Annotated in this window: 10 protein-coding genes; 1 reads left to right on the forward strand and 9 read right to left on the reverse strand. The window is 69.1% G+C overall.

Annotated elements, in window-relative coordinates; genetic code table 11:
- Positions 1-49 precede the first annotated feature (49 nt).
- The 6 genes from AK36_RS25380 to AK36_RS25405 all read right to left on the reverse strand — a co-directional run bounded on the left by AK36_RS25380 (position 50) and on the right by AK36_RS25405 (position 7,963).
- On the reverse strand, positions 50-1,207 hold the full coding sequence (locus AK36_RS25380) for a porin (RefSeq protein WP_011879742.1): 1,158 nt from the start codon (positions 1,205-1,207) through the stop codon (positions 50-52).
- A gap of 184 nt (positions 1,208-1,391) precedes the next feature.
- Positions 1,392-1,955: a cytochrome b gene (locus AK36_RS25385; protein ID WP_011879743.1), complete on the reverse strand. Its 564-nt coding sequence runs from the start codon at positions 1,953-1,955 to the stop codon at positions 1,392-1,394.
- Positions 1,956-2,118: 163 nt separating this feature from the next.
- A complete protein-coding gene (locus tag AK36_RS25390; protein ID WP_011879744.1) occupies positions 2,119-3,483 on the reverse strand; it encodes an aspartate aminotransferase family protein in 1,365 nt (454 codons plus the stop codon).
- A 55-nt stretch (positions 3,484-3,538) separates the two neighbouring features.
- Positions 3,539-5,002: an aldehyde dehydrogenase family protein gene (locus tag AK36_RS25395; protein ID WP_045579538.1), complete on the reverse strand. Its 1,464-nt coding sequence runs from the start codon at positions 5,000-5,002 to the stop codon at positions 3,539-3,541.
- Positions 5,003-5,290: 288 nt separating this feature from the next.
- The gene (locus AK36_RS25400) at positions 5,291-6,730 is read right to left on the reverse strand and encodes an APC family permease (RefSeq protein ID WP_011879746.1); all 1,440 of its coding nucleotides are present in this window, start codon (positions 6,728-6,730) and stop codon (positions 5,291-5,293) included.
- 288 nt (positions 6,731-7,018) lie between these two features.
- Complete coding sequence (locus tag AK36_RS25405) at positions 7,019-7,963, reverse strand: helix-turn-helix domain-containing protein (RefSeq protein ID WP_041494420.1); 945 nt, start codon at positions 7,961-7,963, stop codon at positions 7,019-7,021.
- A gap of 851 nt (positions 7,964-8,814) precedes the next feature.
- Here AK36_RS25405 and AK36_RS25410 point away from each other — a divergent pair.
- Positions 8,815-10,128 (forward strand): MFS transporter, encoded by a 1,314-nt coding sequence (locus tag AK36_RS25410; protein WP_043292570.1) that lies wholly within the window; start codon positions 8,815-8,817, stop codon positions 10,126-10,128.
- Positions 10,129-10,158: 30 nt separating this feature from the next.
- Here the strand turns inward: AK36_RS25410 and AK36_RS25415 are convergent, their stop codons facing one another.
- From AK36_RS25415 to AK36_RS25425, 3 genes are all read right to left on the reverse strand, one after another.
- A complete protein-coding gene (locus tag AK36_RS25415; protein WP_011879749.1) occupies positions 10,159-11,349 on the reverse strand; it encodes a fumarylacetoacetate hydrolase family protein in 1,191 nt (396 codons plus the stop codon).
- A gap of 32 nt (positions 11,350-11,381) precedes the next feature.
- Positions 11,382-13,163 (reverse strand): IlvD/Edd family dehydratase, encoded by a 1,782-nt coding sequence (locus tag AK36_RS25420; protein WP_011879750.1) that lies wholly within the window; start codon positions 13,161-13,163, stop codon positions 11,382-11,384.
- Positions 13,164-13,416: 253 nt separating this feature from the next.
- Positions 13,417-14,454 carry a LacI family DNA-binding transcriptional regulator gene (locus tag AK36_RS25425; RefSeq protein WP_043292734.1) on the reverse strand — a complete coding sequence of 346 codons (1,038 nt, stop codon included), beginning with the start codon at positions 14,452-14,454 and terminating at the stop codon, positions 13,417-13,419.
- Positions 14,455-14,650 lie beyond the last annotated feature (196 nt).

The following is a 14,650-nucleotide window of genomic DNA, read 5'->3' on the forward strand; positions in this document are numbered from 1 at the left end:
GCGACGGCCGGCACGCGCAACGCGCGGCCGCCGTCGCGCCGCGCGCATGTCAGAAGCGATGCATCATCCCGATGCGCAACGCGAGCTGGTTGCGGCCCGACGACTGTCCGGCGGTGCCGAGCACGTGCGCATGGTCGAAGTCGGTGCCGGTGTTGCCGGTCGCATGCTGGTACGCACCCTGGATGTACGTGGAGGTCCGCTTGCTGAGGTCGTAGTCGAGCATCATCGACAGCTGGTGCCAGCTCGGCGAGGCGTCGCCCGCCGCCGTCGCGACGCGCGCGTGCGTATAGGTGTAGGCGGCGCCGAACCACACGTCGGGCAGCAGGAAATACTGGCCGTTGACCTCGAAATTGTCGAACTTCCACGCGTTCTGCGAGCCCGTCGCAGGCTGGTTCGTGAAGTAGACGTTCGCCTCGGGGCTGTAGACGTCGACGTGCGAATAGGCGGCGGACAGCGTCAGCTTGTCATTGAACTTGTACGACGTGCCGACGTCGATGTTCTGCTGCGAACGGCCGCTGAAAACCGTATCGTCGCTCGACAACGCGCCGGCCGTCGTCGCGCCGCCGTTGTTGGCCTTCAGATACGCGACGGCGGCGGAGAACGCACCGGCCTGGTACTGCATCGCGGCGCTGTAGACGCGGTTGCGGGCGAAGCCGCCCGCCTGATTCGAGAGCCCGTAGAGCACTTCGCCCTTGAAGCCGCCGTACGCCGGCGACACGTACTTGACGCTGTTCTGGATGCGGTAGTCCCAGTCGGCGTTGTCGTTGTCGTACGGGTGGGCGCCGAAGTCGCCGAGCCAGTTGCCGGCGGCCGCGAACGGGCTCCACATGTCGAGCGTGGGGTCGTACTGACGGCCCAGCGTGAGTGTGCCGAAGCGATCGGAATCGAGCCCGACGTAGGCCTGCCGGCCGAACATCCGTGACGCGACGCCGAGCGCGCCGGTGCTCGCGTTGAAACCGTTCTCGAGCTGGAAGATCGCTCGCAGGCCGCCGCCGAGATCTTCCGTCCCCTTCAGCCCCCAGTTGCTGCCGACGGTGTCGCCGCTGACCATCTGGTAGGCGCGGCTTCCGGCCGCGTTGCTCGTGAAATTGATGCCTTGGTCAATCGATCCGTAAAGCGTCACGCTGCTCTGCGCGTGAGCGCCCAGGTTGAACCCCATCGCGCAGGCCGCCGTGACGGCCGCTACGGCCGCAATCCTCTTTTTCATTGTCGATCTCCGGGTGACGCAGGAATGGCAGCCCGCGTCGCGACGGGCACGCACGCGCCTCCCGCCGGATCAAGACCCGCCATCGGTTAGTAAGACGAAAGACGTGACGTGGAACGAGCCGGGCCGCGACGAGCGGCCCGGTGGTGAAGCGTCGGGTGGTGCGCGCAGGCGCGCGGCGACGGCGTTACAGCATGCGTCGCAACACGTCGTTCTCGCGGTTCGGATCGAAGAAGCGGTGCTTCAGCGCGGCGAGCACGTGCAGCACGACGAGCGCGAGCAGCGTGTAGGCGAGCGTCCTGTGCAGCCACTGGAACGCGACGAACCAGTGGTCGTTCTTCGCCAGCAGCTCGGGCACGCGCAGACCGAAGAACGGCACGCCGTCGCTCTGCGTATAGGTGCTCGACATCGAATAGCCCATCAACGGCACGACGACGGCCAGCGCGTACAGCAGGTAATGGGCGAGCTTGGCGAGCTTGCGGTCGAGTTTCGGCAGGCTCGCCGGCAGCGGCGGCAACGTCTGCGTCGAGCGGATCGCCAGTTGGGTCAGGACCACCAGCAGCGTGAGCACGCCGAATTCCTTGTGGGTCGGGTAGTACCAGTCGAATTTGGCGGGCAGGTTGTCGTCGAGCCGGACCATCGTCCAGCCGGTCCACAGCTGCGCACCGATCAGGATCGCCCTGAGCCAGTGAAGAAGCCGAAGCGTGAGCGGATACTTGTGCGCCGGGATTGCAATAGCCTGGTCGTTCATCTGGATGGTCTCTCGTGTAGGCACAACTGCGAAGGGCGGGATGTCGAACGCCTGCTTCGACATCCCGCGCCGTATGGGACAACCCGCGCCGGGCCGATGCCCCGACCGCCGCGCGGCGCACGCGCCGTCGAGACGACGCGCGTGCGGCCGATGCGCCGCGTCGTCAGGCGATCGCTCGCGCGTCCGCGCAGCATTCCTGCAGCGCGTCGCGCAGCGCATGCGCGATGAGGTCGGTCTCCTTCGGCTGCAGCGTCAACGGCGGCGACATCACGATCTTGTTGGCGATCGCCCGGACCAGCACGCCGCGCTTGCGTGCGGCATCCGCCACGCGCGCCGCGAACCCCTTGCCGGGATCGAGCGGCGTGCGGCTCGCCTTGTCGGTCACGAGATCGAGCGCCAGCATCAGCCCCTTGCCGCGCACGTCGCCGACCGTTTCGAAGTCGCGCGTCAACGGCAGCAACTGCTCGAGCAGGCGTTGGCCCATGCGCGCCGCGTTGCCCGGAAGATCCTCGGCTTCGACGATGTCGAGTACGGCGAGCGACGCGGCGCAGGCGAGCGGATGGCCGCTGTACGTATAGCCGTGCATGACGACGTGCGAGAAGCCCGCGCCGTGCTCGATCGCTTGCGCGATCCGGCCGTTGTACAGCGTCGCGCCGAGCGGCACGTAGCCGGCCGAAATCCCCTTGGCGACGCACAGGATGTCGGCGGCGACGCCCCAGCCGCGGCTGCCGAGCATGCTGCCGGTGCGACCGAAGCCGGTCACCACTTCGTCGGCGATCAGCAGGATGCCGTGCCGGTCGCATACGTTCCGCACGCGCGCCCAGTAGCTGGCCGGCGGGACGATCAGGCCGCCGGCGCCCTGCACCGGCTCCGCGACGAACGCCGCGATGGTCTGCTGGCCATGAAAGGCGATCGTGTCCTCCAGTTGCCGGATGCAGTGTTCGACCAGCTGGTCCGGATCATCGCAGTTCCACGGATTGCGATACAGCCACGGGGTATCCAGCAGCACGCAGCCGGGCAGCAACGGACCGTGATTGTAGTGGTAGACGCCGTTGCCGCCGATCGACGTGCCGCCCATGTGCACGCCGTGATAGCCGTTGCGCAGCGACAGGAACTTCGTGCGCGACGGCTCGCCCGCGGCGACCCAGTACTGGCGCGCCATCTTCAGCGCGGTCTCGATCGCGTCGGAGCCGCCGCTGCCGAACATGACGCGCTGCATGTCCTCCTGCTCGAACATCGCGCACAGGCGGTCGGCCAGATCGTAGACGCGCGGGTGGGCCACGCCGTCGAAGGTCTGATAGTAGGACAGCTCGTCCATCTGGCGCGCGATCGCGGCCTTCACTTCCGGCCGGTTGTGGCCGACGTTGACGTTCCACAGGCCGCCGACGCCGTCGAGCATGCGGTGGCCTTCGACGTCGTACACGTAGTTGCCGTCGCCGCGGGCGATGATGACCGTCGGGGTCGTATGCCCGGCCGCGGCCGAGCTCATCGGGTGCCAGAATCGCTTTTGTCGCTTTTGGTAGTCCATGAGGTATCTCTCTTCAAGTGCGTGAACACGGTGCGGCGCGGCGTGCGCCGCGACATCACAGCGCGGCCGTGACGATCTTTTCCTCGAGGTACGAATCGAGCGCGGCCTTCGACAGGTCACGCCCGATTCCGCTTTGCCGGGTGCCGCCCCACGGCAGGCGCGCATCGATCGGGCTCCATGCGTTGATGGCGACCGCACCGACGTCGAGCCGTTCGGCGACGCGGTGCGCGGTGCCGACATCCTGCGTCCAGACCGAGGCGGACAGGCCGAACGGCGTGTCGTTGGCGATCCGGATCGCATCGTCCTCGGTCTCGAACGGCATCACCATGCCGACCGGGCCGAACACTTCTTCGCGCGCGATGCGCATGCCCGGATGCACGCCGCCGAGTATCGTCGGGCGCATGAAGCAGCCGCGCGGCGGCACCTGTTCGTCGCCGGCGAGCATGACCGCGCCTTCGGCCAGCGCCGCCGCGACGTGCGCCCGCACGCGTGCGAGATGCCGCGGGTTGATGAGCGCGCCCATCTGCACGCCGGCCTCGGTCGGCGGCCCGACGCGGATGGTGCGTGCCGCGTCGGCGAGCCGCGCTTCGAGTGCGTCCGCGATCGACCGGTGCGCGAGCACGCGCGAGCCGGCCGCACACGTCTGCCCCTGGTTCGCGAACATGCCGGCCACCAGCGACGGGATCGCGCGGTCGAGATCGGCATCCGCGAAGACGATCTGCGCGGCCTTGCCGCCGAGCTCGAGCGTGACGCGCTTGAAGGTGCGCGCCGCATCGCAGGCGATCGTGCGGCCGACTTCGGTACTGCCGGTGAAACTGATCTTGCTGACGAGCGGATGCGCGACGAGCGCAGCGCCGACCTCGGCGCCCATGCCGTGCACGATGTTGACGACGCCGGCCGGCAGGCCGGCTTCGCACGCGAGCTTGCCGAGCCGCGCCACGGCGAGCGGCGCATCCTCGGACGGCTTGATCACCACCGGGCAGCCGGCCGCGAGTGCCGGTGCGAGCTTCCATACGGCGATCATCAGCGGCGCGTTCCACGGCACGATCTGGCCGGCGACGCCGACCGGCGCGCGCCGCGTGTAACTGAGCGTCGGGCGGCCCATGAAGCCGTCGGTCGGGATCGTCCGGCCCTCGAGCTTGTCGGCCCATCCGGCGAAATAGCGCAGCGTGTCGATGGTCATCGGCAGGTCCATCATGCGCATCTCGGCCGGCGGCCGCCCTTGTTCGACGGCGAGCAGGCTCTCCAGCGCTTCGCTTTCGCGCTCGACGAGGTCCGCCAGCCGATACAGCCAGCGGGCGCGGGCCGCGCCGCCGGCGCGGGCCGCGCCGCCGGCGCGGGCCCATGCGTCGTCGTGCAATGCGTCGTGGGCGGCGCGCACGGCGCGATCGACGTCGTCGGCGCTCGAGGCGGGAACGGTGCAGATGCGGTCTCCGGTCGCGGGCGCCAGCTTGTCGAAGGTGCGGCCGGTGGAGGCATCGCAATGCCGGCCGCCGATCAGGTTCTGGATTTTCATCATGGTGTCCGTGTGTCACAGGTACGAAGCGTCGGGCCGATCGGGCGGGGCGATGACGGCTGCCACGGCCGCGGTCCAACGTCGGATTCACTGTATGTCGATGAAACGGCGCGCGTTGTCCGCTATCGGCAATCGCTGCCGCGCGTATCGGTCAGGGAATACCCGTGCCGACGGCGGCGCGACGCGTCTATGCATAGACGCATAGACGCGCCCGCGGTGGGATTGCGGTGGGATTGCGGCGCGGCGGCAGCGCCGGCGGCAGCGGGCAGCGCTGCGCGCGCCGGGCCGCGCTTACTGGGCGGCGCGCCCGAGTTCGCGGTACAGGTCGGGATCGCTGCGCTTCAATCGCAATGCGGCGCGAATGCCGAGCGCGCCGATGGCGAGCAGGAAATACGGAAACATCGCGACGAACGCGGAGTCCGATCCGCTCAGCACCGACAGGTTGCGCACCACCAGCACGAGACATGCGCCGAGCGCGACCACGCTGACGAGCGGCGCGATCAGGCGGTGCACGATCGAGGCGTCCCGATGGTCGCGCGCGAAGAAGGCGATCACCGACGTCGCCACGAGGATCTGCACGGCGATGATGCCGATCGTCGCGAGCGCGCTCATCCACGAGAACACGATGGCGAACGGGTCGAGCCGGAACGCGGCCGAGCCGACGATCGCCGCGAGCGCGATCACCGTCTGCACCTTGCCCGCGACGTCGGGGCAGCGATGCACGGGACACGTATGGCCGAGCTTGCGCCACAGCACGCGTTCCCGCCCCATCGCGTAGAAATAGCGCGTGATCGTGTTGTGGAACGACAGGATGGCCGCGAACAGGCTCGTGACGAGCAGCACGTTCATCGCATCGGTGGCGATGTTGCCGAGCAGCCGGCTGCTGACGGCGAACCACAGATTGGCCGGATCGCGGGCCGCTTGCGCGGCGATGTGGCCTTCGCCCCACGCCTCGACGATCGCCCATGACGACAGCGCGTAGAACACCATGATGAGGATCACGGCCAGGTACGTCGCGCGCGGGATCGTGCGCTTCGGGTCGCGCGCTTCCTCGGAGAAGATGGCAGTGGCCTCGAAGCCCATGTACGAGCCGAGGACGAACACGAGCGCGGTGCCGAGGCCCGGCACGAACACCGCCGCGGGCATGAACGGCCTCGCGCTGAAGCCGCCGGCAGTCGCGCCGTGCGCGACGATCGCGACGTCGAGCAGCATCACGATCGCGATCTCGCCGAGCATCAGCAGGCCGAGCAGCCGTCCGCTGAACTCGATGTGTCGCGCGCCGCAGAGATGCACGGCGGCGACGCAGGCCAGCGCGAACGCCCACCACGGCACGTCGACGCCGTAATGCTGCTGGACGGCGTTGTTGAGAAAGAAGCCGAACATGCTGTAGATCGCGATCTGCACCGCGTTGTACGCGACGATCGCGACGAATGCGCCGCCCACGCCGACGGGCCGCCCGAGCCCGTTCGCGATGTACGCATAGAAGGCGCCCGCGTTGGAGATATGCCGGCTCATCGCCGCGTATCCGATGCTGAAGATCAGGTACATCACGCCGGCCAGCACGAAGACGCCGGGCACGCCGGGGCCGTTGCCGAGCGAGAACGCCGCCGGTGTCGCGCCGACCATCGCGGTGAGCGGCGCGGCCGCGGCGACGACGAAGAAGACGATGTGTGAGAGTCCGACCGCGTTCCTGCTGAGCCCCGCGTCGGACCGGGATGACGATTCGTTCATGAGTAGTCCCGCTGGCCGGATCGTCCGTCAGGAAGCGACCACGGCATGCCTGATCAATGTCCGTGCGCCGCGGGACCATCCTGACGATCCGGCAACGGGTGCTGCCGTGCGGCGACGACACAGGTGTGTGCTTCGACGGCCGCCCGGTCACGCATCTGGTGCATGCGTGCGAACGGGCCGACGCCAGAATTTAGGGTGCCGAAATCCGGGACGTTGTCCGCTATCGGCAATCCGCGCGCGCCGTGCGGCAGGGAATTACCCGGATACGGCGCGCGGCGGCGCGACGGTTCAGCTCAGGCGCGGCGTGTGCGACGGCAGCTCGTGGAAATGTTGCTGGTAGTACGCGGAGAAGCGCCCGAAATGGCAAAAGCCGAATTGCGCCGCCGCGTCGCCGATCCGCATCGTCTCGGGTGTCGTCATCAGGAAGCGGCGCACCGCGTTGAGCCGGATCGAGCGCAGGTAGGCGGTCGGCGTGGTGCCGACGACGTTCTGAAAGCTGTATTGCAGCGTGCGGCGGCTGATTCGGAGGTGATGGCAGAGATCGATCACCGTCGGCACGTCGTCGCATTCCAGTGCGATTTCCTGGCTGCGCCGCACGATGTAGCTTTGCGTCGACGCCGACGGCAGCGCGCCCGCATCCGCTTCGTCCGACTGTACGAGGTCGAGCAGGATGCCGACCACGTTATGGGCGAGCACGCGTTCGTCGAACGCGTCGCGGGCCGTGAGCGAACCGTGGTCGAGCGCCTGGCATAGCACGCGCTCGAGGCCGTCCAGCGCCGTGCGGTAGCGCACCGGCGAGATCGGCAGCACCGGTTGCCGGAGTACGCGCGCGGGCAGGTTCGCCAGTTCGTCGAGCGCGTGATCGGCCGTGAGCGTGCGGTCGATCGTGAAGGCGAGCACTTCGGTGTCGCACGGAAGATGCGCGACGAACTCTTCGCCGCCGCGCAGCGTGAGCAGGCTCGGACGCGCGACGGTGCGCCCCTGCACGATCGGTGCGGCCGTGTTCGCGATCGGCAGCGCGAAGCAGAGGCGGCCGCGCGGCGCGAGGCCGTGCTGCATGACACGCTGGTTGATCCGTTCGCGGAACACGTGAAAGCGCTGGCCGGCGACCTGGCGCAGCGTCGTCGTGGCGATGCCCGGACTGATCTGGTCGTAGTGCTGCGACCAGTTCACGATGGCCTGCGAATGGAGGAAGACGTCCGAGAAGCAGCGGGATTCGGCATGCAGGTTCATGGTGTCGCTGAGGCGCCCCATCTCAAATTCAATGCCGGCCGAAGCCGGCTCATGCTGCCCGTCGCGGGTCACGGGAATCGCGCAATGCGCGGCCCGCCGCGGCGTTGCGCTGAAGGCGGCCGGTCACAGGACCGGTCGTGCAGACGATCATATCCAGAAAAAAACCGCGGGGTGACGCGGTCTGCGGGGACCGTAATGAAGTGAAGCGACCGCTGGAAACGGGACCGACCGCGGGTGCTGGCTGCCGTAATCGTCCACGTCGTGTCGGTGAATCCCATTATAGAGGATTCAATTTAATGTCGAGAGCGGGTTTACGCATGGTGTCGCCGGGTAGTGCTGGCGCCGCCGCGACGGGCGAGAGCGCGGATCGAAGACAGGGCGGAAGGCGTCGCCTTCGAGTGGGGGTAGACGCGCGCGGACGGCAAATCGCGCCGTTCTCCGCGCCGACCGCCTCGGGGCCCCACCCGTTACCGGGCGCCGGGCAGAGCGCCGCCGGCCCGAATCTCGCGTCGCCCGTGCTCCGCCGCCGCGCGCGGGCCGTAGGCGGCGTGAAGCAAGCTGCTCGTCTCGCCGGCTTGGTTGATGACTGAAGCCAGATTCCCGATTCCGGGACATTGATGAATGAGGTGGGGATTGAATCTCATGTAAACCACCTATTAGTACCAAATTACGGGATTCATATAATCAGTTCATGCGGCCTGGCATCGGTGCCCGTTCGCTCGACGCGTTTCGGCATGCCGGGGCGCGGCTTCATCGGGGCAGCCGTCCGGACGCCAGGACGACGGCCTCGCCCCCTGCCATGCGGCGGCGAGCGGCTGCCGCGAGCGACGTTCATCTTCCGGGAGCCGTCGATGTCCGAGTCATCCTCTGCGTTCCTGTATCGCCGGGTCGCGCTGCGCGTGCTTCCGTTTCTGTTCGTCTGCTACGTGGTCAACTTCATCGACCGCGTGAACATCGGCTTCGCCAAGCTGCAGTTCCTGCAGGACCTCGGCCTGAGCGAGGCCGCGTTCGGTGCCGCGACGGCCATCTTTTTCATCAGCTACGCGGCGTTCGAGGTACCGAGCAATCTGGTGCTGGCGCGGATCGGCGCGAGCCGGACGCTGATGCGCATCATGGTGCTGTGGGGGCTGTGCACGATCGCGCAGATGTTCGCGACGGGCAGCGTGTCGCTGTACGTCGTGCGCTTTCTGCTCGGCGCGGCCGAGGCCGGCTTCTTTCCGGGCCTCATCCTGTATCTGTCGTACTGGTTTCCGGATGCCGTGCGCGCGCGCGTGAACAGCGTGCTGCTGCTCGCCGTGCCAGTGGCCGGAATGATCGGCGGGCCGTTGTCCGGCTGGATCATGGCGCACCTGCAGGACGCGCTCGGGTTGCGCGGCTGGCAGTGGCTGTTTCTGATCGAAGGTCTGCCGGCCATCGCGCTGGGCCTGATCGCGCCGCTGATGCTGAGCGACCGGCCGGAACAGGCGGCGTGGCTGTCGGCCGCGGACCGGCACGCGCTGTCGCGCGACCTGCAGGCCGAGCGGGCCGCTGCCGTCGTCGGGCACGACGGGGCCGGCGTGCTCGACGTTCTCCGCAACGGGCGCGTGCTCGGGCTCGCGGCGATCTATTTCTGCGTCTACGTCGGGATGGGCGCGGTGACGTTCTGGTCGCCGTCGGTGTTGAAGGCGTCCGGGGTGGCGACCGTGTCCGGCGTCGGCTGGCTGTCCGGGCTGATTTCGGTCTTCACGATGATCGGCAACGTCGCGATCGCGTGGAGTTCGGACCGGCACGGCGAGCGGCGCTGGCATACGGTCGCGTGCATGCTCGTCACCGCGTGCAGCCTGCTGCTCCTGCGGTTCGCGGCCGGGCACGTCTGGATGACCGTGACGCTGCTGGCCGTCGCGCAGCTGTGCGCGTTCACCGTGCCGATCGTGTTCTGGACGATTCCGGCGGCGCAGCTCACCGGCCGCGCCGCGGCGGCGGGCATCGCGGCGATCAGCATGCTCGGCTCGCTCGGCGGCGCGTTCAGTTCGTGGCTCGTCGGCGTGCTGTTCACGCGCACCGGCGCGCCGTATGCGGGGCTGGCGGTGGTTGCGATGCTGCTGATGCTCGGCGCGCTGCTGGTGACGAACCTGGTGCCGCGCACACTGCGGTCGCCGCGCGTGAGCGGCGAGCGCGCAGCGTAGCCGCGGCATGACGCTGCGCGGCAGGCAGCCTCACTTGCCGAGCAGGCCGCGCGCCGCGAGGTTCGCATACAGCGCGCGCACGCCGAAGCTCCATGGCGCGATCTCCGTGCACAGCCGCACGGTGTTCACGAGCGCGCCGAGCGCGGGCGTCGCGATCGTCACGCGGTCGCCGAGGTGGTGCGTAAAGCCGGCGCCCGGCGCGTCGCGATCCTGGATCGGCGAGAACATCGTGCCGAGGAACAGCATGAAACCGTCCGGGTACTGGTGATGCGCGCCGCAGGTCTGGGCGACGAGATCGGTCGGGTCGCGGCTGATCTCGCGCATGTGGCTGATGCCGTCGAGCACGAAACCGTCATCGGCGCCTTCGACGCGCAGCGACACGCTGGCCTGCCGCACGCCGTCGAGCGTGAAGCCGTCGGCGAACAGCCGCACGAACGGGCCGATCGCGCACGAGCCGTTGTTGTCCTTGCATTTGCCGAGCAGCAGCGCCGAGCGGCCTTCGATGTCGCGCAGGTTGACGTCGTTGCCGAGCGTCGCGCCGACCGGCCGGCCGTCGCTGGCGACGGCCAGCACGATCTCCGGTTCCGGGTTGTTCCATACCGATGCCGGCAGCAAGCCGACGTCCGCGCCGAAACCCACCGCCGACATCGGCTGCGCCTTGGAGAACACCTCGGCGTCGGGGCCGATGCCGACCTCCATGTATTGCGACCACGCGCCGCGCCGCTCGAGTTCCGCCTTCAGGCGCAGCGCGGCGTCCGAGCCGGGCACGATTTTCGACAGATCGGTGCCGAGCGTCGCGGTGATCGCTTCGCGCACCTCGCGCGCTCGCGCGGGATCGCCGCCGGCCTGTTCCTCGATCACGCGCTCGATCAGGCTGACGGCGAACGTGACGCCGCAGGCCTTGATGGCCTGCACGTCGCACGGCGCGAGCAGCTGCGCCGCACCGGACGCGCCGGGCGTGCCGTCGAGCGCGGCCTGCAGCAGCGGCTCGACGCGGCCGAGCGATTCGCCCGGCGCGCTGCGTGCGAGGTCGGCGGCGTCGGCGCGGTCGAACAGGTCCGCGGTGGTCGGCACGGTGCGCGTGATGTCGATCAGTTCGCCGCCGCGCACGGCGACGACGCTCGGGCCCGCTTGGGCGCCGTCGTGCCGCCATACGCGGCCGATCAGCAGCGCCTGCGCGAGATCGTGCGGCAGGCAGTCGGAGACGGAAAGAGTACGCATGATGAGCTCGGTTGGAGTCGTGGGACGTTGGATCAATGCGAATGGCGCGGATTGCCGTGCCGTTCGATCACCTTGAGATACAGCGTGGCCGGCTCGAGGCAGCCGCCGGTGGACAGCTGGCCCACGAAGCGGCGATACAGCTCCTGCCACGGCGTTTGCGCCGGCGGCGCGGCGAACGTCGCGGTTTCGCGGCGCCGCGCGAGTTCCGCTTCGTCGACGAGCACGTCGACGGTCCGGCGGTTCAGGTCGACGCGGATGCGGTCGTCGGTGCGCAGCAGCGCGAGGCCGCCGCCCACCGCCGCTTCCGGCGACATGTTCAGGATCGACGGGCTGGCCGACGTGCCGCTCTGGCGTCCGTCGCCCATGCACGGCAGCGACGTCACGCCGCGCTTCACCAGCGCTGCGGGCGGCGCCATGTTGACGACCTCCGCACTGCCCGGGTAGCCGACCGTGCCGCAGCCGCGGATCACCAGGATGCAGCGCTCGTCGATGTTCAGTTGCGGATCGTCGATGCGCGCGCGGTAGTCCTCGGGGCCATCGAACACGATCGCGCGTGCGTCGAAGGTGTTCTCGGCACCCGGCTCGGCGAGGTAGGTCTGACGGAACGCGTCGCCCACCACCGACATCTTCATGATCGCGCTGTCGAAGAAGTTGCCCGACAGCACGATGAAGCCCGCGCCGTGCTTGAGCGGCGCATCGGGCGTGCGGATCACGTCGCGATCGGCGGGCGGCGCGGCATCGGCGATCGCGCCGATCGGCCGGCCGGACACCGTCATGCAATCGCGCCGCAGCAGGCCGGCCGCATCGAGCTGGCGCAGCACCGCGGGCACGCCGCCGGCGCGATGGAAGCTCTCGCCGAGATATTCGCCGGCCGGCATGCAGTTGACGAGCAGCGGCACGGCTTCGCCGAAGCGCTGCCAGTCGTCGAGGCTCAGCTCGACGCCCATGTGGCGCGCGATCGCGATCAGGTGCGGCGGGCAGTTGGTCGACGCACCGAGCGCGGACGCGACGACGATCGCGTTCTCGAACGCGGCGCGCGTCATGATCTGCGACGGACGCACGTCGTCGCGCACCAGCTCGACCGCGCGCTTGCCGGTCGCGTAGGCCATCTGGCCGCGCTCGCGGTAGGCGGCCGGAATGCTCGCGCAGCCCGGCAGCGACATGCCGAGCGCCTCGGCGAGGCTGTTCATCGACAGCGCGGTGCCCATCGTGTTGCAGTGCCCGATCGACGGCGACGCCGCGGTGGTCAGCGCCATGAATCCTTCGTAGTCGATCTCGCCTGCCGCGAGCAGGTTGCGCGCGTGCCAGATCACCGTGCCTGAGCCGACGCGCTTGCCGTCGTGCCAGCCGTCGAGCATCGGCCCGCCCGACAGCACGATGGCCGGCATGTCGACGGTGGCCGCGGCCATCAGGCAGGCGGGGGTGGTCTTGTCGCAGCCGGTGGTCAGCACCACGCCGTCCAGCGGAAAGCCGTGCAGCACTTCCACCAGCCCTAGGTAAGCGAGGTTGCGGTCGAGCGCGGCGGTGGGCCGGCGGCTCTGCTCGGCGAGCGGGTGCACCGGGAACTCCATCGGAATGCCGCCCGCGTCGCGAATGCCGGCGCGCACGCGCTCGGCCAGTTCGAGATGGTGGCGGTTGCACGGCGCGAGGTCGCTGCCGGTCTGCGCGATGCCGATGATCGGGCGACCCGACTGCAGCTCGTCGCGCGTCAACCCGTAGTTCATGAAGCGCTCGACATAGAGCGCCGTCATGTCCGCATGCGCGGGATCGTCGAACCACTCCTGGCTGCGCAGGCGGCGTGGGGTGTTTGCCATGGCGAGGCTGTCTCCGAATAGGACTGTCGTGCGGGACAGTCGTGCGTTGTGCGTGCCGGATAGTTACCGGTAACATCGAGCGGATGTTAGCACGGTGGTTTTGCGTTGCGGAAGGGAATTTGCGCGGAAGGCGGCGGGGCGTTCGTGGCAGGGCGTCGCGCGTTCGCGCGTGGCGGAGCGGGCCGGCGGCGCGCTCGTGTCGACCGACGGCGGCCGGGCGGCGGGCTGCCGGCGCGCCGCGGCGGTCAGCGCGTCACGCGCTTTCGCGCGCGACGATCGTGTAGTCGATCCGGATGCTGCGCGATTCGAGCGGCTCGCCGCCGTCGCGCGCGTGCAGCGCGGCCAGCAGCGCCTCGCCCGTGTGCAGGCCGATGCCGTACGCATCGACCGACACCGTCGTGATGGTCGGATGGCAGCAGGTCGCCACTTCGAAGTTGCCGAAACCGGCCACGGCGATGTCGGCCGGCACGGCCAGCCCGCGCCGGTGACACTCCATGATCGCGCCGAACGCCGACATGTCGCTCACGCACATCACCGCATCGGTGTCCGGCCATTTGTCCAGCAGCGCGGCCATCGCGGGGCCGCCGTGGCTCATCGTGATCGGCGAATCGCCGAGCCGCACGACGCGCGGTTCGCCCAGTGCGAGCGCCTTGATTTCGGCCTGATAGCCCTTGAGCCGGTCCAGGCCGCGGCGGTCCAGTTCGCTCGCGCCGCCGAGAAAGCCGATGCGCCGATAGCCACGCTCGGCCAGATGCCGCACCATCGCGCGCGCCGCGCGCACGTTCGAGAACCCGACCGCGGTGTCGATCGGGCGCGTGGGCAGATCCCACATCTCGACCACCGGAATGGCCGAGCGCGCCAGCAGCTTGCGCGTCGCGTCGGTGTGCTGCGCGCCGGTCAGCGCGACGCAGCGCGGCTGGTGGCGCAGCATCGAGCGCACCAGCCGTTCTTCGCGTTCGAGGTCGTAGTCGGTATCGCCGAGCAGCAGTTGCAGCCCGTGCGGTTCGAGCGCATCGGTGAGGCCGCGCACGGTGTCCGAGAAGTTGGAGCTCGACAGCGACGGCACCAGCACCGCGACGAATTCCGAACGGCCCGACGATAGCGCGCCGGCCGCGGCATCGGCGACGTAGCCGAGCTGGTCGATGGCGCGGCACACCCGTTCACGCGTATCGGCGGCCACGCTGTGGCCGGCGAGCACGCGCGACACGGTCATCTTCGATACGCCGGCCAGGCGCGCTACGTCGGACATGCGGGGCGGCCCGGCGGGCCGGACGGCGGTGGGACTGGGCATCGGAATTGCGAGCGGAAGAAGCATGTGAAGGCTACATCATACCGGTGCCGGATCGCGTGCCGAGCGGCGCCCGCGCGCCCGTTGCCGCCGCGCGCGTACTAGGGAAACCACTCGGCGGCCGGCGCTTGAACTGGCCGGTCCCGGCGTGCTACGTTGCTGGGCGTTACCGGTATCAGAGCGCCGGTGGCATCCGTCG

The sequence above is a fragment of the Burkholderia vietnamiensis LMG 10929 genome (assembly GCF_000959445.1).
GTDB classification, from domain to species: domain Bacteria; phylum Pseudomonadota; class Gammaproteobacteria; order Burkholderiales; family Burkholderiaceae; genus Burkholderia; species Burkholderia vietnamiensis.